This is a genomic window from Planomonospora parontospora (assembly GCA_014647935.1).
Classification (GTDB): Bacteria; Actinomycetota; Actinomycetes; order Streptosporangiales; family Streptosporangiaceae; genus Planomonospora; species Planomonospora parontospora.
On the sequence record BMQD01000007.1, the window covers coordinates 21,695 to 42,714 of the forward strand.

A 21,020-nucleotide genomic window follows, 5' to 3' on the forward strand; every position below is an offset into this window, starting at 1 on the left:
CACCGATGTCGGGACTGCTGTGGCTGACCGCCTCATCGTGCGTGGCGCACGTGAACACAACCTCAAGGACGTCTCGCTGGAGCTGCCGCGGGACTCGCTGATCGTCTTCACCGGGCTCTCCGGCTCGGGCAAGTCCAGCCTGGCCTTCGACACCATCTTCGCCGAGGGCCAGCGGCGCTACGTCGAGTCGCTCTCGGCGTACGCCCGCCAGTTCCTCGGGCAGATGGACAAGCCCGACGTCGACTTCATCGAGGGCCTCTCGCCCGCGGTGTCGATCGACCAGAAGTCGACGAGTCGCAACCCGCGCTCGACCGTCGGCACGATCACCGAGGTCTACGACTACCTGCGGCTGCTGTGGGCGCGGGTCGGCAAGCCGCACTGCCCGAAGTGCGGCCGGGCGATCGCCAGGCAGAGCCCCGAGCAGATCGTCGACCGGGTGATGGAGCTGGCGGAGGGCACCCGCTTCCAGGTGCTCGCCCCGGTGATCCGCGGTCGCAAGGGGGAGTACACCGAGCTGTTCGGCCAGCTCCAGGCCAAGGGATACGCCCGGGCCCGGGTCGACGGCGCGGTGATCAGGCTCGACGAGCCGCCGAAGCTGAAGAAGTACGAGAAGCACGACATCGAGGTCATCGTCGACCGGCTCTCGGTGAAGGAGGGCTCGCGCAGCCGCCTCACCGGTTCGGTGGAGACCGCCCTGCAGCTGTCGGGCGGCACCATCACGCTGGAGTTCGTCGACCTGCCCGAGGACGACCCGAACCGCGAGCGCTTCTACTCCGAGCATCTCTACTGCCCCTACGACGACCTGTCGTTCGAGGAGATGGAGCCGCGCTCGTTCTCCTTCAACTCGCCGTTCGGCGCCTGCCCGGACTGCACCGGCCTGGGCGTCCGGATGGAGGTCGACCCGGACCTGGTCGTGCCCGACCCGGAGAAGACCCTGGGTGAGGGCGCGCTGGCCCCCTGGGCGGGCGGTCACACCAGCGACTACTTCGAGCGGCTGGTCGAGGCGCTGGGCAAGACGACGGGCTTCAACCTCGACACCCCCTGGGAGCGCCTGTCGAAGAAGGCGCAGAAGGCGCTGCTGCACGGCCACGACGAGCAGGTGCACGTCCGCTACAGCAACCGCTACGGCCGCGAGCGCTCCTACTACACCACCTTCGAGGGCGTCATCCCCTGGGTGCAGCGCCGGCATGCCGAGTCCGAGAGCGACGGCATGCGGGAGAAGTACGAAGGCTACATGCGGGAGATCCCGTGTCCCGCCTGCAACGGCGCCCGGCTCAAGCCGGTCTCCCTGGCGGTCACGGTCGACGGCCGCTCCATCGCCGACGTGGCCTCCCTGTCGATCGCCGACTGCGCGGAGTTCCTGGCCGGCCTGAAGCTCTCCGACCGGGACATGCAGATCGCCGAGCGGGTGGTCAAGGAGATCAACGCCCGGATGGGCTTCCTGCTGGACGTCGGCCTCGACTACCTGACCATGGACCGCGCGGCCGGCACCCTCGCCGGCGGCGAGGCCCAGCGCATCCGGCTGGCCACCCAGATCGGCTCCGGGCTGGTCGGCGTGCTCTACGTGCTCGACGAGCCCTCCATCGGCCTGCACCAGCGGGACAACCAGCGGCTGCTGGAGACGCTGATCCGGCTGCGCGACATGGGCAACACGCTGATCGTGGTCGAGCACGACGAGGACACCATCGCCGCCGCCGACTGGGTGGTGGACATCGGCCCCGGCGCGGGCGAGCACGGCGGGCAGGTCGTCGTCTCCGGGACGGTCTCCGAACTGCTGGCCTCCGAGGAGTCGCTGACCGGCGCCTACCTGTCGGGCCGCAGGAGCATCGCGATCCCGTCCGCGCGCCGCAAGCGCGACCGCAAGCGGCAGATCACCGTCAAGGGCGCCCGGGAGCACAACCTCCAGGGCGTGGACGTGGAGTTCCCGCTCGGCGTGTTCACCGCGGTCACCGGCGTCTCCGGGTCCGGCAAGTCCACCCTGGTCAACGACATCCTCTACAGCGCCCTGGCCAAGGAGCTGAACGGCGCGCGCACGGTCCCCGGCCGGCACTCGCGGATCAACGGCATGGACCAGGTCGACAAGGTCGTGCACGTCGACCAGTCGCCGATCGGCCGCACCCCGCGCTCGAACCCGGCGACCTACACCGGCGTCTTCGACAAGGTGCGCGACCTGTTCGCCCAGACCACCGAGGCCAAGGTCCGCGGTTACGCCAAGGGCCGGTTCAGCTTCAACGTCAAGGGCGGCCGCTGCGAGGCCTGCTCGGGCGACGGCACCATCAAGATCGAGATGAACTTCCTGCCGGACGTGTACGTCCCGTGCGAGGTCTGCCACGGGGCGCGCTACAACCGGGAGACCCTGGAGGTCCACTACAAGGGCAAGACGATCTCCGAGGTGCTCGACATGCCGATCGAGGAGGCCCTCGGCTTCTTCGACGCGATCCCGTCGATCCGGCGCTACCTGCAGACGCTCAACGACGTCGGCCTCGGCTACGTCCGGCTCGGCCAGCCCGCCACGACCCTGTCCGGCGGCGAGGCGCAGCGCGTCAAGCTCGCCGCGGAGCTGCAGCGCCGCTCCACCGGCCGGACGATCTACGTGCTGGACGAGCCCACCACCGGCCTGCACTTCGAGGACATCCGCCGACTGCTCGGCGTGCTCGGCAAGCTGGTGGATGGTGGGAACACGGTCATCGTCATCGAGCACAACCTGGACGTGATCAAGACCGCGGACTGGATCATCGACATGGGCCCCGAGGGCGGTTCCCGGGGCGGGACCGTGGTCGCCACCGGGACGCCGGAGGACGTCGCACTGGTCGAGGCCAGCCACACCGGCCGCTTCCTGCGCAAGATCCTCGGCGGCTGAGAGCGCCTGCGGACCGCCGAGGACCCCGGGCCCCACTGGAGCCGCGGCTCCGGGTGCGGTGTCCGGGTGCGGGTGCGGGTGCGGGTGCGGGTGCGGGTGCGGGTGCGGGTGCGGGTGCGGGTGCGGGTGCGGGACGCGGTTCCCCTTCGCCGGACACCGTAAACCCGGATTCGGGACCGGGCTCCTGCCTCAATACCCTTGAGGCGGAGCCCGGTTTGGACGGGGGACGTTGCGAGAAGGGCCGCAATGAGCAGCAGTGATGGTTCCGCCATGCCCACGCGCAGGCACGTGATCGGCGCCGCGGGGGCCGTGGCGTGCGGTGCGGCGCTCGCCGGCTGCGCCGCCGGGCCGCCCGGCCCGGCCGTGGTGCCGCCGGGCGTCAAGGGCCAGGTCGTCGCGAAGGTCGCCGACGTCCCGGTGGGCGGGGGCATGGTGCTCACCAAGTGGAAGATCGTGATCGCCCAGCCGACCGCGGGGGTGTTCAAGGCGTTCAGCGCGAGCTGCCCGCACCGGGGCTGCGCGGTCAGCCGCCCCGCCGAGGGCGTCATCCGCTGCCCCTGTCACGGCAGCGAGTTCGACGCCGTCTCCGGAAAGTGCCTCAAGGGCCCGGCCGAGGCGCCCCTGGCCGAGTTCGCGCTGAGGGTCGAGGGCGACGGCATCGTCATGGTCTGAGACGGAGTCTCCGCAGGGCCGTGGCCAAGGTGTAAATCTTCACAGTCTCCTGATGCCCGGTACGGCATGCTGGCCCGCATCGGAGTGACGGCCGGGGACGGCCGGGGACGGCCATGGGCGCCCCCGGCCGGCCATGGGCGCGGATACGGATGCGGACCCCTGGGAGGGTGACCATGACGGACACGACACGGCGTGCGGTGATGCTGGGTGCGGGAGGGGCGGGGCTCGCGGCGGTGCTGACCGCGTGCTCCGGCTACGGCGAGCCGACGGCGGAGGATGCGGGCTCCTCCAGCGCGGCCCCGTCGGCGGCCCCGTCAGTGGCGGAGACCGGCTCGGAGACGGCGGCCGGCTCCGGTGACTCCGCGGCGAACGCGCTGGCCAAGACCTCCGACATCCCCGTGGGCGGTGGCGAGGTGTTCAAGGACGCGAAGGTCGTCGTGACCCAGCCGAAGGCGGGGGAGTTCAAGTGCTTCAGCTCCGTCTGCACCCACCAGGGGTGCGACGTGGGCGGAGTCGAGGGGACCGACATCGTCTGCCCCTGCCACAACAGCAGGTTCAGCATCACCGACGGATCCGTCACCAACGGCCCCGCCAACAAGCCCCTGGAGGAGAAGGCCATCAAGGTCGACGGAGACTCGATCACGCTGGCCTGACCGGTGCGGTCCGCCGTACCGGTGTCCCCGGCGAGGGGCGGCCGGGGTGCCGGTGCGACGGGTCGCGGGCCCGGCGGGGCAGGACTCCCTGTCGGTGGGGCCCGATAGGCTTCGGGACGTGGCGAGATCTGTGCACGGTCCGGCGAGTTTCCGGCCGAAGCCGGGGTCGATCCCCGAGTCCCCGGGCGTCTACCGGTTCAGGGACGCCGGAGGCCGGGTCATCTACGTGGGCAAGGCCAAGAGCCTGCGCCAGCGGCTCAACTCCTACTTCGCCGACTTCGCGGGACTGCACCCGCGCACCCAGACCATGCTCACGACAGCGGCCGGCGTCGACTGGACGGTCGTGGGCACCGAGGTCGAGGCGCTCCAGCTCGAATACTCCTGGATCAAGGAGTACGACCCGCGGTTCAACGTCAAGTACCGCGACGACAAGTCCTACCCCTACCTCGCGGTCACGATGGGCGAGGAGTTCCCCCGCGTCCAGGTGCTGCGCGGCGCCAAGCGCAAGGGCACCCGCTACTTCGGCCCCTACTCCCACGCCTGGGCGATCAGGGAGACGGTCGACCTGCTGCTGCGGGTCTTCCCGATCCGGAGCTGCTCGTCGGGGGTGTTCCGGCGCGCGGCCCAGATCGGCCGGCCCTGCCTGCTGGGCTACATCGACAAGTGCTCGGCGCCGTGCGTCTCCAGGGTCACGGCCGCGGAGCACCGCGCGCTCGCCGAGGACTTCTGCGACTTCATGGCGGGCAACACCGGCCGGTTCATCAGGCGGCTGGAGGGCGAGATGCGCCAGGCCGCCGCCGAGGAGGAGTTCGAGCGGGCCGCCAGGCTCCGGGACGACGTCCAGGCGCTGCAGCGGGCGATGGAGAAGCAGGCCGTCGTGCTGGGCGAGAACATCGACTGCGACGTGGTCGCGCTGGCGGACGATCCGCTGGAGGCGGCCGTCCAGGTGTTCTACGTCCGGGCGGGGCGTGTGCGGGGCCAGCGGGGCTGGGTGGTCGACAAGGTCGAGGAGACCGGCCCCGGCGAGCTGGTCGAGAACTTCCTGCTGCAGATGTACGGCGAGGCCGCTCCCGAGGCGCTGCCCCGGGAGGTGCTGGTGCCCGCCCTGCCGCCGGACGCCGGGGCGCTCGCCGAGCTGCTGAGCGAGCGGCGCGGGGCCCGGGTGGAGATCCGCGTCCCGCAGCGGGGCGACAAGAAGTCGCTGATGGAGACCGTCGAGCGCAACGCCAAGGAGTCCCTGAACCAGCACCGGATCAGGCGCGCCAGCGATCTGACGACGCGGAGCAGGGCGCTGCAGGAGGTCGCCGACGCGCTCGACCTGGACCAGGCGCCGCTGCGCATCGAGTGCTACGACGTCTCCCACCTGCAGGGCACCAACGTGGTGGCCTCGATGGTGGTGTTCGAGGACGGCCTGGCCAGAAAGAGCGAATACCGCAGGTTCTCCGTCCGCTCCACCGAGGGCGACGTCGCGTCCATCCACGAGGTGATCTCGCGCAGGTTCAAGCGCTACCTGGAGGAGCGCTCGGCCACCGGCGAGCTCGACCCCGGACCGGAGGCCGGGCCCGGTGACGGGCCGGACGCCGGAACGGGCGGAGGACCCGCCCTCCCCGCAGCCGCGGACGGCGCCGGCACCGGGGCGCCCGCCGCTCCGGACGCCGGACCGGAGCCGGCGCCGGGCATCGACCCCGAGACGGGCCGGCCGCGGAGGTTCGCCTACCCGCCCAACCTGGTCGTGGTGGACGGCGGCCCGGCCCAGGCGGCGGCCGCCCAGCGGGCGCTCGACGAGCTCGGCGTGGACGACGTCGCGGTCTGCGGCCTGGCCAAGCGGCTGGAGGAGGTGTGGCTCCCCGGCGAGGACCTGCCGGTCATCCTGCCCCGGTCGAGCGAGGCCCTCTACCTGCTGCAGCGGGTCAGGGACGAGGCCCACCGGTTCGCCATCGCCTACCATCGGTCGAAGAGGTCGAAGAGCGTGCGGGAAAGCGCCCTGGACGAGGTCCCCGGGCTCGGTCCGGCGCGCAGGCAGGCTCTGATCAAGCATTTCGGATCGGTGAAACGGCTGCGGGAGGCGACCGCCGCCGAGATCCGCGAGGTTCCCGGGATCGGCCCTGCGACGGCTGAGGCGATCGTGTCGGCGTTGAAGGGGGAGAACCCAGCGTGAGAGCGGACCACGGGCGCGGCGGTGTCGTTCACGCGGCCGGCGGAGGAGGGCACGTGAACGAGCGAGCCATGGGCGCGGCGGTGTCGCGCCCGCGGCCGGCGGAGGAGGACGCGTGAGAGAGCGGGAGCCCGCGTTCGTCATCGTCACCGGCATGTCGGGGGCGGGACGGAGCACGGCGGCCAAGGCACTGGAGGACCTGGGCTGGTTCGTCATCGACAACCTGCCCCCGGGGCTGCTGTTCGCCATGGCCGAGGAGGCCGGGCGGGTCAAGCTGGCCGCCGACAAGGTGGCCGCGGTGGTCGACGTGCGCAGCCTCGCCTTCACCACCGACCTCAACGCCGCGATCGAGGAGCTGGACGGGCGCGGCGTCGCCGTACGGGTGGTGTTCCTGGAGGCCAGCGACGAGGGGCTGGTCCGCAGGTTCGAGAACGTCCGGCGTCCCCACCCGCTCCAGGGGGACGGCCGCCTGGTCGACGGGATCGCCCGCGAACGCGGCATCCTGCGCGACGTCCGGGCCAACGCCGACCTGGTCATCGACACCTCCAACCTCAACGTCCACGAGCTCCGCGGCAAGATCGTCGCCTTCTTCGGCGGCGAGGACCGGCCGGGCCTGCGGGTCAACGTGGTCTCGTTCGGGTTCAAGTACGGCCTGCCCGTGGACGCCGACCTGGTGGTGGACTGCCGCTTCCTGCCCAACCCGCACTGGGTGCCCGAGCTGCGCCCGATGAACGGGACCGACGCCGCCGTACGGGATTACGTCCTGGAGCAGGCGGGCGCCAAGGAACTGCTCGACGCCTACGAGGAGGTGGTCGGCATCATCTCCGCCGGATACGCCCGCGAGGGCAAGAGCTACGCGACGCTGGCCGTCGGCTGCACCGGCGGCAAGCACCGCAGCGTGGCCATGGCGGAGCAGATCGGTGCGCGCCTGCGCGACCGGGGCGGCATGGACGTGCAGGTGAGCCACCGGGATGTGGGCCGCGAGTGACCGGAGGTCTCAACGGCGGGCCGGGGGGCGGTCCCGGGGCCGTGGCGCTGGGCGGGGGGCACGGGCTCTACGCCTCGCTCTCCGCGCTGCGCAGGGTCACCTCGCAGCTGACGGCCGTCGTCACCGTGGCCGACGACGGCGGGTCCAGCGGGCGGCTCCGCCGGGAGCTGGGCGTGCTGCCCCCGGGAGACCTGCGGATGGCCCTGGCGGCCCTGTGCGGAGACGACGAGTGGGGGCACACCTGGAGCGAGGTCGTCCAGCACCGGTTCCGCAGCGAGGGCGAGCTGCACGGCCACGCGGTCGGCAACCTGCTCATCGTGGCGCTGTGGGAGAAGCTCGGTGACACGGTCGCCGGGCTGGACTGGCTCGGGCGGCTGCTGGGCGCGCACGGCCGGGTGCTGCCGATGTGCTCGGTCCCGCTGGACATCGCCGCCGAGGTCGAGCTGGACGGCGAGATCAGCACGGTGCACGGCCAGGTGGCCTGCGCCCTGACCCCCGGCCGGGTCCGGGCCATCTCGCTGGTCCCGGAGGACCCCCCGGCCTGCCCGGAGGCGGTCCGGGCGGTCCTGGACGCCGACTGGGTCGTCCTCGGCCCCGGCTCGTGGTTCACCAGCGTCCTGCCGCACCTGAAGGTGCCCGAGCTGGCCGACGCCCTGCACTCCACCCGGGCCCGGCGCCTGGTGACGCTGAACCTCGCGCCGCAGCCGGGGGAGACCGACGACTTCTCCCCCCAGCAGCACCTGGAGGTGCTGCGACGGCACGCACCCGCCCTGGAGGTCGACGTGGTGCTGGCCGACACCGGCGTGGTCGACGACCGGGACGAGCTGGAGAAGGCTGCCGCCGCGCTGGGCGGACGCCTCGTGCTGGCCGACGTGGCGGCCGCCGACGGCTCGCCGAGGCACGATGCACGACGTCTTGCCTCGGTCCTGGACGAGATTTTCCATGAGAAGCGTTGATCCTGGTAAGCCCGGCCCAGGAGTGCGAGAAACTTCTGTGAGCCTGATGTATCTCGGGCCGCAGGGGGTTCACATGGGGGAGGACGAACGCGCATGGCGATGACAGGTGTGGTGAAGGACGAGCTGAGCAGGCTGCCGGTCCTGAAACCCTGCTGCCGGAAGGCCGAGGTGTCGACGCTCCTGCGGTTCGCGAGCGGGCTGCACCTGGTGGGCGGGCGGATCGTGATCGAGGCGGAGCTGGACACCAACGTCACGGCGCGGCGGCTCATCAAGGACATCGGCGAGGTGTTCGGCCACAAGGCCGAGGTGCTGGTCCTGGCCCCCGCCGGGCTGCGCAAGGGCTCCCGCTACGTCGTCCGGGTCTACCGCGACGGCGAGGCCCTGGCCCGTCAGACCGGGCTGATCGACAACCACGGCCGCCCGGTCCGCGGCCTGCCGCGCCAGGTGGTCGCCGGGGCCACCTGCGACGCCGAGGCCGCCTGGCGGGGCGCGTTCCTGGCCCACGGTTCCCTCACCGAGCCGGGCCGCTCGATGTCGCTGGAGATCACCTGCCCGGGACCGGAGGCGGCCCTCGCGCTGGTCGGGTCCGCCCGGCGGCTGAAGATCCACGCCAAGGCCCGCGAGGTGCGCGGCGTCGACCGGGTGGTGGTCCGCGACGGCGACGCGATCAGCGCGCTGCTGACCCGGCTGGGCGCCCACGACAGCGTGCTGGCCTGGGAGGAGCGGCGCATGCGCCGGGAGGTGCGCGCGACGGCCAACCGCCTGGCCAACTTCGACGACGCCAACCTGCGCCGTTCGGCCCGGGCCGCGGTCGCCGCGGGCGCGCGGGTCCAGCGGGCCCTGGAGATCCTGGGAGACGACGCGCCCGAGCACCTGGTGATCGCCGGCCGGCTGCGGGTGGAGCACAAGCAGGCGTCCCTGGAGGAGCTCGGCCAGCTCGCGGATCCGCCGCTGACCAAGGACGCCATCGCCGGCCGGATCCGGCGCCTGCTCGCCATGGCGGACAAGCGCGCCCAGGACATGGGCGTGCCCAGTACCGAGGCGAACCTCACGGTGGACATGCTGACCACCTGACCGCCCCGCGACGGCGGGTGCGCCGCCACTGCGGGACGACGGGCGGCCGGGGCGAGGGGCGACGGCGGGCGCCGTCGCGTGACGGTCCCGGACATGACGAGAGCCGGGCCTGGGTCGGGGCGCCGGCTCTCGTCATGTCCGGGACCGGGGTCCGGAAGGCGCGGAAGGGCTACGCCGGGTTGTGCGGCTTGAAGTAGTCCGTCGGGGCCTCGTCCTGCTGCGGGGAGGACGGGTCGGCCAGGGACTCCCGGGCGGCCTTGACGCGGCTGTTCACGAAGCTGAAGCCCGCGGCGCCGGCGATCGCCCAGAAGAGCAGGGTCACCGGATCCTGGGCGACGAGGTCGGGGAACTCCTGGGCCTTGGGCAGGAGCTCGCTGAGGGGCGATCCTCCGGGGTTGACGAAGGGCTCCCAGGCGTCGCCGATGAAGACGCCGAGACCGGCTCCGGCGAAGGAGAACACCGCGGCCAGGGCGGGCAGCACCGGGCTGGTCGGGCGGACGGCCATCATCGCCAGGCCGACCAGGACGCCGACGCCGATCGCGGCGATGCCGATCTGGTAGTCGGTGACGCCGATGACGGCGCCGTAGGCGGCGGCGCCCACGAGCGCGGCGACCAGGCCGGCGACGGAGCCGAGGACGAGACCGCTCCCGGATCTGGAGGTGGAGGTCATTGCAGGTCCTTGCAGGGATGGGATGTGTTTACCGTGACGAGTCGGGCACTTTACTGCAAACGTGCGTGAAGGACTCGCGATTTACGGGAGAGTCCGAAGAAAGCGAACGGGGGACCGCAAGTGGTCTAAACCAATTGGGGTCCGATAGGGTTCGCTCTTGAGGTACAAGCCCGCCCCAAGTCGCCGGTCCACGCGGCCGGCGCAACGACGTACGAGGAGATCGGCACAGTGAGCATCCGCGTAGGCGTCAACGGATTCGGCCGCATCGGCCGCAACTTCTGGCGTGCGGTCGCTGCCAGCGGCAAGGACATCGAGATCGTTGCGGTCAACGACCTGACCGACAACGCCACGCTCGCCCACCTGCTCAAGTACGACAGCATCCTCGGCCGCCTGCCGTACGAGGTGAAGAGCAGCGCCGACGAGATCACCGTGGACGGCAAGGCGATCAAGGCCTTCGCCGAGCGCGACCCGGCCAAGCTGCCCTGGGGCGACCTGGGCGTGGACGTGGTCGTGGAGTCCACGGGCTTCTTCACCGACGCCGACAAGGCGCGCGTGCACGCCGAGAACGGCGCCAAGAAGGTCATCATCTCGGCCCCGGCCAAGAACGAGGACGTCACCGTCGTCATGGGCGTCAACCACGACACCTACGACCCGGCCAAGCACACGGTGATCTCCAACGCCTCCTGCACCACCAACTGCCTGGCCCCGATGGCCAAGGTCATCCACGACACCTTCGAGATCAAGAAGGGGCTGATGACCACCATCCACGCCTACACGCAGGACCAGAACCTGCAGGACGCCCCGCACAAGGACCTGCGCCGCGCCCGCGCCGCCGCGCTGAACATCGTGCCGACCTCCACCGGCGCCGCCAAGGCCATCGGCCTGGTGCTGCCGGAGCTCAAGGGCAAGCTCGACGGCTACGCGCTGCGCGTGCCGATCCCCACGGGCTCGGCCACCGACCTGACCGTCGAGGTCGGCCGCGACACCAGCGTCGACGAGGTCAACGCCGCGCTCAAGGCCGCCGCCGAGGGCGCGCTCAAGGGCTTCCTGACCTACACCGAGGACCCGATCGTCTCCTCGGACATCGTCACCGACCCGGCCTCCTGCATCTTCGACGCCGGCCTCACCAAGGTGACCGGCAACCAGGTCAAGGTCGTCGGCTGGTACGACAACGAGTGGGGCTACTCCAACCGCCTCGTCGACCTCATCGAGTTCGTGGGCGCCGACCTGCGATGAAGGACCTGTCTCAGCTCGACGTGAAGGGTCGGCGCGTGCTCGTGCGCGTCGACCTCAACGTCCCCCTGGACGGGGACGTCATCACCGACGACGGACGCATCCGCGCCTCGCTGCCCACGATCCGGGACCTCGCCGGCCGGGGCGCCAAGGTCGTGGCCTGCGCCCACTTGGGCCGCCCCAAGGGCTCGCCGAACCCGAAGTACTCCCTGGCCCCCGTCGCGCGGCGGCTGGGCGAGCTGCTCGGCGCCGACGTGGCCTTCGCCTCCGACGTGGTCGGAGAGTCGGCCCGGGGCGTGGTGGAGGGGCTGCAGGACGGCCAGGTGGCCCTGCTGGAGAACCTGCGCTTCGAGCCGGGCGAGGAGTCCAAGGACGACGCGCAGCGCGCGGAGTTCGCCCGGAAGCTGGCCGATCTGGCCGAGCTCTACGTCGGCGACGGCTTCGGCGCGGTGCACCGCAGGCACGCCAGCGTCTACGACGTGCCCGGGCTCCTGCCGCACGCGGCGGGCGGACTGATCACGACCGAGGTCGACGTGCTCAGGCGCCTGACCGAGGACCCGGCCCGGCCGTACGCCGTGGTGCTGGGCGGCGCGAAGGTCTCCGACAAGCTCGGCGTCATCGCCAACCTGCTGACCAAGGTCGACCGCCTGATCGTCGGCGGCGGCATGGCCTACACCTTCCTCAAGGCCCAGGGCTTCGAGGTCGGCAGGTCCCTGCTGCAGGAGGACCAGCTCGACAAGGTGCGCGGCTTCCTCCAGGAGGCGGCCGAGCGCGGGGTGGAGCTCGTGCTCCCGGTCGACGTGCTGGCCGCCACCCACTTCGCCGAGGACGCCGAGTACGAGGTGGTCGACGCCACCGCGATCCCGGCCGACCGGGAGGGTCTGGACATCGGCCCGCGCAGCCGCGAGCTGTTCGCCGCCAAGCTGGCCGACGCCAAGACCGTCTTCTGGAACGGCCCGATGGGCGTCTTCGAGTTCGAGGAGTTCTCCGGGGGAACCCGCGCGGTCGCCGAGGCGTTGATCGGCTCGGAGGCCTTCACCGTCGTCGGCGGCGGCGACTCCGCCGCGGCCGTGCGCCGACTGGGCCTGCCCGAGGACAGCTTCTCGCACATCTCCACCGGTGGCGGGGCCAGCCTCGAATACCTGGAGGGCAAGACCCTGCCCGGACTCGCCGCGCTGGAGGCGTGAGGGTGGGCCGAGGCAGCCGGCGGGGCACCCCGCACGGGACGAGCGCTCCGCGGAGCGGGCGAGGAGCGGTGGGAGACAGATGACTGCAGGACGCAAGCCTCTCATCGCCGGCAACTGGAAGATGAACCTCAACCACCTCGAGGCCATCGCCACCGTCCAGAAGCTGGCGTTCGCGCTGAACGACAAGGACTTCGACCGGGCCGACGTCGCCGTGCTGCCGCCGTACACCGATCTGCGCAGTGTGCAGACGCTGGTGGACGGCGACAAGCTGCGGATCCTGTACGGCGCGCAGGACCTGTCGTCGTACGACGGCGGCGCCTACACCGGGGAGATCTCCGGGGCGATGCTGGCCAAGCTGGGGTGCACCTTCGTCACGATCGGGCACTCCGAGCGGCGGCAGTACCACCGCGAGGACGACGAGCTGGTCAACGGCAAGGTGCTGGCCGCCTACCGGCACTCGCTCACGCCGATCCTGTGCGTGGGGGAGGGCCTGGAGGTCCGCCGGTCCGGAGGCCACGTGGCGCACAGCGTCGCCCAGCTCGAGGGGGCGCTGCGCAAGGTCACAGCCGAGCAGGCGGCCTCGATCGTGCTGGCCTACGAGCCGGTCTGGGCCATCGGCACCGGTGAGGTGGCGACCCCGGCCGACGCGCAGGAGGTCTGCGGGGCGCTGCGCTCCAGGCTCGCCGAGCTGTACGACGGCGAGGTGGCCGCGGCCGTCCGCATCCTCTACGGAGGATCGGTCAAGTCCGACAACATCGCCGGCATCATGGCCCAGCCCGACGTGGACGGGGCCCTGGTTGGCGGGGCGAGTCTGGACGCGGCCGAGTTCGCCAGGATCTGCCGGTTCGGGGAAACATCCGGCTGAGTGAGCCGTTCGGAGGGTACGACTTGACAGCAGGTCGTACCCTCTTAGAGCAGGTTTGAATCGTCACGCCTCTGGCGTCATACAGGGATCGCGCCCGGACGCGGGTCGCGCACATTAGGAAACAGGTCAACGGTGACAATCGGAATCTCCATCGCCCTCATCCTGTCGAGCATGCTGATGATCTTGCTCGTGCTGCTCCACAAGGGCAAGGGCGGCGGTCTGTCGGATCTGTTCGGCGGCGGGTTCTCGTCGTCGTTCGGCGGCTCCTCCGTGGTGGAGCGCAACCTCGACCGGCTCACCATCATCACCGGGGTGGTCTGGTTCGTGTGCATCATCGCGCTGGGCCTGCTCCTGAAGCCCTGATTCGGCTTGCCGGAAGCATGACAGTGGTACAGCCCTTCCCCGTATCCCGAGCGGGAGGGCCATCGAGCGAGGAGTACATCCGTGGGTAGTGGCAACGCGATCCGTGGCAGCCGTGTCGGCGCCGGCCCGATGGGAGAGGCGGAGCGTGGCGAGGCGGCTCCCCGTGTAAGGGTCCCGTTCTGGTGCGCGAACATGCACGAGACGCGTCCCAGCTTCGCCAGCGACGCGGCCATCCCGGAGTTCTGGGACTGCCCCCGCTGCGGCCTCCCGGCGGGTCAGGACGAGGCCAACCCGCCGGCTCCTCCTCGTAACGAGCCGTACAAGACGCACCTCGCCTACGTGAAGGAGCGTCGCAGCGACAAGGACGGCGCGCAGATCCTGGCCGAGGCCCTGGAGCGCCTGCGCTCCTCCTCGCGTCCGATCTACTAGCCGTCGAGGCGGTCGCGTCCCGGCTCCGGCCGGGACGCACGCGCGCGGAAGGCCCCCGGGGGTGACACCCCGGGGGCCTTCCGCGTCGCAGGGCTACCGGTCGACCGCGTCGGCCGTGCCGGTCAGGCGGAGCAGTTCCAGGTCCGCACGGCGGGGCAGGCTCTCCCAGTCGCCCTGCGCGGTCACCGCACACGCCCCGGCGGCGCAGGCGGTGGCCAGGCGTCGTTCGGGCGAGGCCCCGTCCAGCCAGTCGGCCAGCCAGCCCGCGGCGAAGGCGTCACCGGCCCCGACGGGGTCGAGCTCGGTGACCCGGTACGGCCCGGCGCGCCGTACCTGTCCGTCGGAGAACTCCAGCGCGCCGCGGGCCCCGAGCTTGACGAGCACGTGGCGCGGTCCCAGCGCGGCGAGGGCCCGGGCCGCTTCGGCGGGATCCCCGCCCGGAGCGTCCTGCCCGCCGGTGAACAGGCGGGCCTCGGCCTCGGTGGCGAACAGCACGTCGGCGGCCTCGACGGTCTCGCGCAGCACGGCGGCGGCCCGCTCCGGCGGCCAGAGGGCGCGGCGGTAGTTGACGTCCATCGAGACGGGCACCCCCGCCGCGCGCGCCTCCGCCACCGCGGCCCGGACCGCCTCGAGGGCCGACGCCGAGAGCGCGGGGGTGATCCCCGTGACGTGCAGGACGCGGGCCGAGCGGATCAGCTCCGGGTCGAGGTCGTCCGGGCAGAGCCGGGAACCCGCGCTCGCCGCCCGGTAGTAACGTACGTCCACCGCCTCTGAGGTGCGCCGTCCCTTGACCATCAGACCGGTGGGCGCGTCCGGGTCGACCACCGCCCGGGAGACGTCGACGTGCTCCCCGGCCAGGGTGGAGCGGACCATCTCGCCGAACTCGTCGGCGCCCACCCGGCCGATCCAGGCCGCCCGCAGGCCCAGCCGGGTGACGCCGATCGCCGCGTTCGACTCGGCGCCGCCCACACCGAGGTCGAAGTCGCGGGCGTGCCGGAGCAGGCCGATACGGCGGGCGGTGAACAGGGCCATGGTCTCGCCGAGGGTCACCAGGTCGGTCATCGGGGGGCTCCCAGCTTTCTGGAGATCACCAGGGCGGCCCGCGCCACCATCGGCCCCAGGCCGCGCACCCGCGCGGCGGTGATCCGCGAGGTCAGACCGGAGACGGAGACGGCGGAGACCGCGCTGTCGTCGTGGTTGAAGATCGGCGCGGCCACGCAGCGGACCTCGGGCTCGTTCTCCCGGTCGTCGACCGCGTAGCCGCGCTGCCGGATCCGGGCCAGCTCACCGCGGAGCCGGTCGGGGTCGGTGATCGTGTGGCGGGTCAGGGCGGGCAGCCCGGCGGCCACGACCCGCTCGACGGCCTCCTCGGGCTGCCAGGCGAGGATCGCCTTGCCGACCGCGGTGCAGTAGAGCGGGCTCCGGCTGCCGATCCGGGAGGCCATCCGGACCGTCGCCTCGTTCTCCACCTTGTCGATGTAGACGACGTACGGCGGGTCGTGGACGACCAGGTGGACGGTCTCGCGGACCTGGAGCATCAGCCGGCGCGTCTCCTCCGCGGCCACGGTCCTCAGGTCGAGCGTGGACAGGTAGGCCTGGCCGAGGCGGAGCGTGCCGTGGCCCAGCCGGTAGGCCCCGCTCCTGCGGTCGCGTTCCAGGAGCCCGGCCTCCAGCAGCGGGGCGGTCAGGCGCAACACGGTGCTCTTGGACAGGCCGAGCGCCTCCGCCAGCCGCGACAGCGAGAGCCCCTGGCCCGCGCCCGCGTGGTCGCGCACGTACTCCAGTACGGCCAGCGCCCGCCGGAGCGAGGCCGACTGGTTGCGCTCCCCGCCGCCCGTCCTGCCCTGACCCGGTCCCGTGCCGGGGCTCAGGTCGTGTTCGCGCTCTCTGCCGGGACTCTGCGCCTGCACCTGTTTCCGTTCCTGTTCTCGGTCGTGGTCGTGGTCGTGGTCGTGGTCGCGGCTCCGGCCGGGACCGGGGGCGTTCACCGCGGCCTCAGCGGCCGGCCGGGGCGGGCCCCGGTGAGGGCACCGCCCGCCAGCACCGGCACGCCCCCGACCAGTACGTCGTCGATGCCCTCGGCGAGAACGCGCGGCCGGGAGTAGTCGGCGGTGTCGGCCACCTTCCCGGGGTCGACCACCACCAGGTCCGCGGCCATGCCGGGACGGATCTGCCCCCGGTCCGGCAACCGGAAGCGGCGGGCCGGACCGGAGGACAGGTGCGCGACGGCCTCCTGCCAGGTCCAGTCGCCGAGCTCGCGGACGTGGCGGCCGAGGAAGCGGGCGAAGGCGCCGAAGGCCCGGGGGTGAGGGTGGCCGCCGATGTGGATGGCGTCGGATCCGCCGAGGTGGGCGGGGTGCCGCAGCAGCAGGCGCATGGAGGCGTCGTCGTTGCCGGGCGGCTGGGCGAACACGCAGCTGGCGGCCAGCCCGGTCGCGATCAGCAGGTCCGCGCAGAAGTCGGCCGGTCCGCGCCCGGCTTCGGCCGCGGCCTCGGCCAGCGTCCTGCCCTCGGTCCAGGCGAACTCGGCGGCGGGGACGTGCGCGAGCACGGCGCGCCGCCAGAGCGTGGGGTCGGTCTCACGGGCCAGGCGGCGCCGTACCGCGGGATCGTGCAGCAGCGCCACCGTGCGGTCCAGGTCGGGGCGCGCGGTCCCGTCCCCGGCCCCGCCGGGTGTCCCACCGAGGCCGTCGCCGGTCCGGCCGTCCGGCCCGGGGCCGGGGACGCCGGGGCCGTCGAGGTCGCGGGGAAGGGCGACCATCGCCAGGATGCTGAACCCGCTGAGATAGGGATAGCTGTCGAAGGTCACGTCCAGGCCCGCCGCGAGGGCGCGGTCGACCATCCCCGCGAGCCGTTCACCGGGACCGTGGTAGTGGGAGACGTGCAGCGCGACCCCGGCCCGCTCGGCGATCGCCCGTGCCTCGGCCATGCCCGTGGCGGCGGCCTCCTCGTACCCCCGCATGTGGGTCACGTAGGGCAGACCGGCCCGGGCGACGGGCGCGCACAGCGCGGCGAGTTCGGCGGCGTCGCCGTACCGCCCGGGGACGTACTCCAGGCCGCTGGACAGGCCCGCGGCCCCGTCCTCCAGCCCCTGCTCCACCAGGCGGAGCATCGCCGACGGATCGCCGGAGGCCGCGTGGCGGACCGTCCCGTGCGGGACGAGGTAGACGGTGTTGAGGGCGGTCGCGCGGTCGTAGGAGGCCAGCAGGTCCGCCACGCTCACCGGCCCGCCGTCCAGGGCCGGATGCGCGCCGTTGATCGCGGCGAAGTAGCGGGTGACGAAGCGCAGCGTCTCGGGACCGGAGGGGGCGAAGGAGAGGCCGTCCTGCCCGAGCACGAACGTCGTGACGCCCTGCCGGAGCACCGCCAGCTGCACACCGGGGTCGAGCACGGTCGCGTCGCCGTGGACGTGGGCGTCGATGAAACCGGGGACCACCAGCCGCCCGGCGGCGGCGACCGTGGCCGCGGCGGTACGGGAACCCCCGGAGGACAGGTCGCCGACCGCCTCGATCCGGCCGTCGCGGACGCCGACATCGGCGGGGTAGGGCGGGGCGCCGGTGCCGTCCACCACCCGGCCGCCCTCGATGAGCACGTCGAACACGGTGGACACGGTAGAGGGCCCGTGCGCGCGGTACCACATTCGCGGCACGGCGTTGTGCACTGCACAACATGCTGAGAGAAGCCTTCCGCTCATCGCTGCCTGGTCGACGTCCGGTCGATGTCCGGCGGCCTGCGGGGCAGGCCGGGAGAAGAAGGTGTGGGGAGGACCGAGCTCCGGGGCCGGGGTGAAGGGGAGGGGGCGGCGGGAGGGCCGCGTCCCGGAGCCGCGGGGAGGAGCACGGCTTCCGGACGGGAGCCCGTCTTCTCGCCCGGCCGGGACTCCCGTAGGTTGTCAGCCGGAACGGACACGAGGAAAAGGCGGGACACCATGTCGGCGGAGCGGTTGACCGAGCTCAGGAGCGAGTTCTCCGCCATCGACACCGATGGCGACGGTTTCATCACGGAAGGGGAGCTCGCGGGGCGCTTCCCGGACCTCCCCGCGGAGGCGATCGGCTCGCTGAACCGCGACGCCGACTCCGACGGCGACGGGCGGTTCTCCTTCGAGGAGTTCGTCAGGCTGATGTCCCAGGACTGACGACCGGCCGCGGACGCGGGCCGGCCGGTCGGGGTCGCCGACAGGCCGGCCGGCCCCCGATCGGATCGCAGGCCCCGGACCCGAGCGGAGGGTGCGGGCCCGAACGGAGAGCGCGGCCCGGACGACGACCGTCCGGGCCGCGCCCTCGAGAGGCCCCGGAGTCCGGGATATCGGGAGCCCCGGAGGCCCGGCGTCGGAGCCGTCCAGGAGACCGGGATCCGAAGCCGTCCTCACCTTCTCCTGAGCTCGGCCTCCTCCATCACATCGGCCGCCGCGTCGCCCATCAGCCTGCCGGACAGGTCGGCCAGCACGCGGCCGGCGGCCAGTTCGTCGCCGATGTCCGGCACCGGGCGGTCGGTCGGATTGCGCCGTGCGTACTCGACGCTCTCGTACCTGCGGCCATCGGGGATGTCCAGCACGGCCTGGGCCGAGGTGACCCGGTCGTTGTCGTCCTCGACGATGGTGATCTCTACGTTCCACTGCTTGGTCTGCATGGTGCATCCCTCCTCGTGGGCGGTGCTTCTTCCGAGGTCCCGCTGGGACGGTGAATCCCCGCGCGTAGCCATTCACGAGAAATATGGCTTTCGTGCGGGTTTGTACCCGATTGCGGCATACTTCTACCTTGGCTTCCCGGTTCGGCGGGTGGTGGACGGATTCGGAGCAATTGGATCTTTATCGGGACTCCCGGTAGCGTGCCCGAGGTCGCCCGGCACCTCGGCCGCGGCCGGGAGCCCGACGATCGCGATCTGTGGAGGAAACGCACGCATGAATGCCGGAAGCCGCCAGCCCCTGCGCATGCTCGTCACCGGAGGCGGGACCGGCGGTCACACCTATCCCGCGCTGACCACCGTCGCCACCGTCCGCGAGCAGGCCGCCGCGCACGGGTACGACCTGGACGTGCTCTGGGTGGGTACGGCGAGCGGCCTGGAGGCCCGCGTCGCCGCCGAGAACGGCATCCCCTTCCGCGCGATCAAGACGGGGAAGCTGCGGCGTTCGCCGAACCCCAGGGAACTGCTGGCCAACCTCGCCGACATGTTCCGCATCCCGGTGGGGATCCTCCAGGCCTTCGGCATCGCCGCCCGCTACCGGCCGGACGTGGTGCTGTCCACGGGAGGGTACGTCTGCGTGCCGCTGGGGCTGGTCTCCCGTATGCTCCGCCGCCCGCTCGTGATGCACGAGCAGATCACCGCGCTCGGCCTGGCCAACCGCATCCTGGCGCGCTTCGCCACCCGGATCGCGCTCACCCACCCCTCGTCGGTGGAGCACCTGCCCGCTCCGGCCCGGGAGCGGGCGGCCGTCACCGGCAACCCGGTCCGGCCCCACCTGCTGCGCGGGAACGCCCCGTCCGGCCGCTGGCACTTCGGCTTCTCGCCGGAGGTGCCCCTGGTGTACGTCACCGGAGGGGCGCAGGGCAGCCGCCAGATCAACACGCTGATCGAGGGGATCCTGCCCTCGCTGCTGGAGCGGGCGCAGGTGCTCCACCAGTGCGGCCCCGGCTGGATCGACCAGCTCACCCGGACCGCCGAGGGCCTCCCGGAGCACCTGCGGGAGCGTTACCGTCCCGTCCCCTACGTCGGCGAGGAGCTGGCCGACGTGCTGGCCGCGGCCGACGTCGTGGTCTCCCGCAGCGGGGCCGGCGCCGTCGCGGAGCTGACCGCGGTGGGCAAGCCGTCCGTGCTCGTCCCCCTGGTGCCCTCCGCCGGGGACGAGCAGCGCCAGAACGCCCGCTACCTGGCGGAGTCCGGAGCGGCCCGGGCGCTCCTGGAGAACGGTCCCGAGCCGGAGCTGCTGCTCGCCGAGCTCGACGCCCTCCTGGCGGACCCGCGGCTGCGCGCCGACATGTCGAAGGCGGCCAAGTCGCTCGGCAGGGTGGACGCGGCCGGGGCGCTGGCCGGGATGGTCCTGGAGGAGGCGGGCGTCTTCGGGTTCAGGTGACTCGGGTTCAGGTGACCGGGTCGCGGCCGCCGGAAAATGTCGGTGGCGGGAGGCATGCTGGTGGTGTGAGCCCAAGCTGGACGATTCGAGGAGTCCGCGCGATCCCACCGGGTCCCGCGGCCTCCGGGGAGAGAGGCACACGATGCCCACCACCGTGATGAGCATGTCCGACCTGGCCGACGTCCTGTTCGCCTCCACGCTGCAGGCTTCGGAGGACCCCTCGCCGGAGCAGGTGCGCGCCGCGATCGAGGACCGGTTGCGCGTCTGCCGGCACGACATCGGCGACTGCGTGGCCTGCGTGGCGCAGGAGGCCGGAGACCACCCGGAGACCTACCGCGAGCGGATGCGCTGGGCGCTGCACGCGGTCGACCGGGTCGACCCGGCCACCCTCGTCGGAGCCTGACCGGTTCCCGGCGCCGATCCTTCCCGGTGGCCGTTCCACGGGAGCGGTACTGACCACCGGGAGGCATGGGCGCCGGGCATGGATGAAGTGAGGTCCTGTCATGTGCCGGAGCATCAAGACCCTCCGGGAGCCCTACGCCAGCGACGTGACCGGTGAGGACGTGCACGCCGCCGCCCTCCAGTACGTCCGCAAGATCTCCGGGTTCCGTGCCCCGTCCGCGCGCAACGCCGAGGCGTTCGAGCGCGCGGTGGCCGCCGTCGCCGCCGCCACCCAGATGCTCCTGGAGGATCTCGAGCTCAGGCAGCCGCCCCGGAGCAGGCCGCGGTCCTGACGCTCGCCGTGCCGCCCGGTGTCGGCCGCGGTCCTGGCGCCCGCCGTGCCCGGAGTCCGCGGTCGACGCGCTCCGGCGGAGGGACCGAGATCCTGGCGGGTCCCGGCATCG

The 21,020-nt window shown here is 72.3% G+C and carries 21 protein-coding genes; 16 read left to right on the forward strand and 5 right to left on the reverse strand.

Annotated features, from left to right (window positions below; translation table 11 throughout):
• The first annotated feature begins 19 nt into the window (after positions 1 to 19).
• The 7 genes from uvrA (at position 20) to whiA (ending at position 9,358) form a co-directional block, all read left to right on the forward strand.
• Positions 20 to 2,860: an excinuclease ABC subunit UvrA gene (gene uvrA, locus IEZ07_RS12790; protein ID WP_191894964.1), complete on the forward strand. Its 2,841-nt coding sequence runs from the start codon at positions 20 to 22 to the stop codon at positions 2,858 to 2,860.
• A gap of 246 nt (positions 2,861 to 3,106) precedes the next feature.
• The gene (locus IEZ07_RS12795) at positions 3,107 to 3,532 is read left to right on the forward strand and encodes a Rieske (2Fe-2S) protein (RefSeq protein WP_084008582.1); all 426 of its coding nucleotides are present in this window, start codon (positions 3,107 to 3,109) and stop codon (positions 3,530 to 3,532) included.
• 173 nt (positions 3,533 to 3,705) lie between these two features.
• Complete coding sequence (locus IEZ07_RS12800) at positions 3,706 to 4,185, forward strand: Rieske (2Fe-2S) protein (RefSeq protein WP_191894965.1); 480 nt, start codon at positions 3,706 to 3,708, stop codon at positions 4,183 to 4,185.
• A gap of 130 nt (positions 4,186 to 4,315) precedes the next feature.
• Entirely contained in the window at positions 4,316 to 6,343 is a 2,028-nt protein-coding gene (gene uvrC, locus IEZ07_RS12805) for an excinuclease ABC subunit UvrC (RefSeq protein ID WP_191895156.1), read from the forward strand.
• A gap of 112 nt (positions 6,344 to 6,455) precedes the next feature.
• Positions 6,456 to 7,328 (forward strand): RNase adapter RapZ, encoded by an 873-nt coding sequence (rapZ, locus tag IEZ07_RS12810; protein ID WP_084008583.1) that lies wholly within the window; start codon positions 6,456 to 6,458, stop codon positions 7,326 to 7,328.
• Positions 7,325 to 8,284, forward strand: a complete 960-nt coding sequence (locus tag IEZ07_RS12815) for a gluconeogenesis factor YvcK family protein (RefSeq protein WP_191894966.1) — start codon at positions 7,325 to 7,327, stop codon at positions 8,282 to 8,284. Before rapZ ends, IEZ07_RS12815 begins: the two co-directional genes overlap by 4 nt.
• 93 nt (positions 8,285 to 8,377) lie before the next feature.
• Entirely contained in the window at positions 8,378 to 9,358 is a 981-nt protein-coding gene (gene whiA, locus IEZ07_RS12820) for a DNA-binding protein WhiA (RefSeq protein ID WP_068899020.1), read from the forward strand.
• 169 nt (positions 9,359 to 9,527) lie between these two features.
• Here whiA and IEZ07_RS12825 read toward each other — a convergent pair whose 3' ends face one another.
• Complete coding sequence (locus IEZ07_RS12825; protein WP_191894967.1) at positions 9,528 to 10,028, reverse strand: hypothetical protein; 501 nt, start codon at positions 10,026 to 10,028, stop codon at positions 9,528 to 9,530.
• A 228-nt stretch (positions 10,029 to 10,256) separates the two neighbouring features.
• Here IEZ07_RS12825 and gap point away from each other — a divergent pair, with 228 nt between their 5' ends.
• From gap to IEZ07_RS12850, 5 genes are all read left to right on the forward strand, one after another.
• The gene (gene gap, locus IEZ07_RS12830) at positions 10,257 to 11,264 is read left to right on the forward strand and encodes a type I glyceraldehyde-3-phosphate dehydrogenase (protein WP_191894968.1); all 1,008 of its coding nucleotides are present in this window, start codon (positions 10,257 to 10,259) and stop codon (positions 11,262 to 11,264) included.
• The gene (locus IEZ07_RS12835; protein ID WP_191894969.1) at positions 11,261 to 12,448 is read left to right on the forward strand and encodes a phosphoglycerate kinase; all 1,188 of its coding nucleotides are present in this window, start codon (positions 11,261 to 11,263) and stop codon (positions 12,446 to 12,448) included. Before gap ends, IEZ07_RS12835 begins: the two co-directional genes overlap by 4 nt.
• 79 nt (positions 12,449 to 12,527) lie before the next feature.
• A complete protein-coding gene (tpiA, locus tag IEZ07_RS12840) occupies positions 12,528 to 13,313 on the forward strand; it encodes a triose-phosphate isomerase (protein ID WP_191894970.1) in 786 nt (261 codons plus the stop codon).
• Positions 13,314 to 13,445: 132 nt separating this feature from the next.
• On the forward strand, positions 13,446 to 13,676 hold the full coding sequence (secG, locus tag IEZ07_RS12845) for a preprotein translocase subunit SecG (RefSeq protein ID WP_068899030.1): 231 nt from the start codon (positions 13,446 to 13,448) through the stop codon (positions 13,674 to 13,676).
• Positions 13,677 to 13,757: 81 nt separating this feature from the next.
• Complete coding sequence (locus IEZ07_RS12850; protein WP_084008585.1) at positions 13,758 to 14,105, forward strand: RNA polymerase-binding protein RbpA; 348 nt, start codon at positions 13,758 to 13,760, stop codon at positions 14,103 to 14,105.
• A gap of 93 nt (positions 14,106 to 14,198) precedes the next feature.
• On the opposite strand, the gene IEZ07_RS12855 is transcribed toward IEZ07_RS12850, so the two are convergent.
• From IEZ07_RS12855 to IEZ07_RS12865, 3 genes are all read right to left on the reverse strand, one after another.
• Positions 14,199 to 15,167 (reverse strand): sugar kinase, encoded by a 969-nt coding sequence (locus IEZ07_RS12855; protein WP_191894971.1) that lies wholly within the window; start codon positions 15,165 to 15,167, stop codon positions 14,199 to 14,201.
• Complete coding sequence (locus IEZ07_RS12860) at positions 15,164 to 15,976, reverse strand: IclR family transcriptional regulator (RefSeq protein WP_191895157.1); 813 nt, start codon at positions 15,974 to 15,976, stop codon at positions 15,164 to 15,166. The genes IEZ07_RS12855 and IEZ07_RS12860 overlap by 4 nt, the downstream gene beginning before the upstream one ends.
• Positions 15,977 to 16,089: 113 nt before the next feature.
• Positions 16,090 to 17,706: an N-acyl-D-amino-acid deacylase family protein gene (locus IEZ07_RS12865; RefSeq protein ID WP_239319854.1), complete on the reverse strand. Its 1,617-nt coding sequence runs from the start codon at positions 17,704 to 17,706 to the stop codon at positions 16,090 to 16,092.
• A gap of 342 nt (positions 17,707 to 18,048) precedes the next feature.
• Here IEZ07_RS12865 and IEZ07_RS12870 point away from each other — a divergent pair, with 342 nt between their 5' ends.
• On the forward strand, positions 18,049 to 18,240 hold the full coding sequence (locus IEZ07_RS12870; RefSeq protein WP_301549321.1) for an EF-hand domain-containing protein: 192 nt from the start codon (positions 18,049 to 18,051) through the stop codon (positions 18,238 to 18,240).
• A gap of 230 nt (positions 18,241 to 18,470) precedes the next feature.
• On the opposite strand, the gene IEZ07_RS12875 is transcribed toward IEZ07_RS12870, so the two are convergent.
• Entirely contained in the window at positions 18,471 to 18,734 is a 264-nt protein-coding gene (locus IEZ07_RS12875; RefSeq protein WP_068899040.1) for a dsRBD fold-containing protein, read from the reverse strand.
• Positions 18,735 to 19,005: 271 nt separating this feature from the next.
• Here IEZ07_RS12875 and IEZ07_RS12880 point away from each other — a divergent pair, with 271 nt between their 5' ends.
• The 3 genes from IEZ07_RS12880 (at position 19,006) to IEZ07_RS12890 (ending at position 20,909) form a co-directional block, all read left to right on the forward strand.
• The gene (locus tag IEZ07_RS12880; protein ID WP_191894973.1) at positions 19,006 to 20,175 is read left to right on the forward strand and encodes a UDP-N-acetylglucosamine--N-acetylmuramyl-(pentapeptide) pyrophosphoryl-undecaprenol N-acetylglucosamine transferase; all 1,170 of its coding nucleotides are present in this window, start codon (positions 19,006 to 19,008) and stop codon (positions 20,173 to 20,175) included.
• 142 nt (positions 20,176 to 20,317) lie between these two features.
• Positions 20,318 to 20,578 carry a hypothetical protein gene (locus tag IEZ07_RS12885; protein WP_191894974.1) on the forward strand — a complete coding sequence of 87 codons (261 nt, stop codon included), beginning with the start codon at positions 20,318 to 20,320 and terminating at the stop codon, positions 20,576 to 20,578.
• A gap of 100 nt (positions 20,579 to 20,678) precedes the next feature.
• Entirely contained in the window at positions 20,679 to 20,909 is a 231-nt protein-coding gene (locus tag IEZ07_RS12890; RefSeq protein WP_191894975.1) for a DUF2277 domain-containing protein, read from the forward strand.
• Positions 20,910 to 21,020: the final 111 nt, after the last annotated feature.

Bases quoted from the DNA above. Each gene is read 5' to 3' on its own strand.
- IEZ07_RS12880 (WP_191894973.1), top strand. From the start codon at position 19,006: ATGAATGCCGGAAGCCGCCAGCCCCTGCGCATGCTCGTCACCGGAGGC.
- IEZ07_RS12855 (WP_191894971.1), bottom strand. From the start codon at position 15,167: ATGACCGACCTGGTGACCCTCGGCGAGACCATGGCCCTGTTCACCGCC.
- IEZ07_RS12795 (WP_084008582.1), top strand. From the start codon at position 3,107: ATGAGCAGCAGTGATGGTTCCGCCATGCCCACGCGCAGGCACGTGATC.
- IEZ07_RS12825 (WP_191894967.1), bottom strand. From the start codon at position 10,028: ATGACCTCCACCTCCAGATCCGGGAGCGGTCTCGTCCTCGGCTCCGTC.
- IEZ07_RS12835 (WP_191894969.1), top strand. From the start codon at position 11,261: ATGAAGGACCTGTCTCAGCTCGACGTGAAGGGTCGGCGCGTGCTCGTG.
- whiA (WP_068899020.1), top strand. From the start codon at position 8,378: ATGGCGATGACAGGTGTGGTGAAGGACGAGCTGAGCAGGCTGCCGGTC.
- IEZ07_RS12885 (WP_191894974.1), top strand. From the start codon at position 20,318: ATGCCCACCACCGTGATGAGCATGTCCGACCTGGCCGACGTCCTGTTC.
- IEZ07_RS12875 (WP_068899040.1), bottom strand. From the start codon at position 18,734: ATGCAGACCAAGCAGTGGAACGTAGAGATCACCATCGTCGAGGACGAC.
- tpiA (WP_191894970.1), top strand. From the start codon at position 12,528: ATGACTGCAGGACGCAAGCCTCTCATCGCCGGCAACTGGAAGATGAAC.
- IEZ07_RS12890 (WP_191894975.1), top strand. From the start codon at position 20,679: ATGTGCCGGAGCATCAAGACCCTCCGGGAGCCCTACGCCAGCGACGTG.
- IEZ07_RS12800 (WP_191894965.1), top strand. From the start codon at position 3,706: ATGACGGACACGACACGGCGTGCGGTGATGCTGGGTGCGGGAGGGGCG.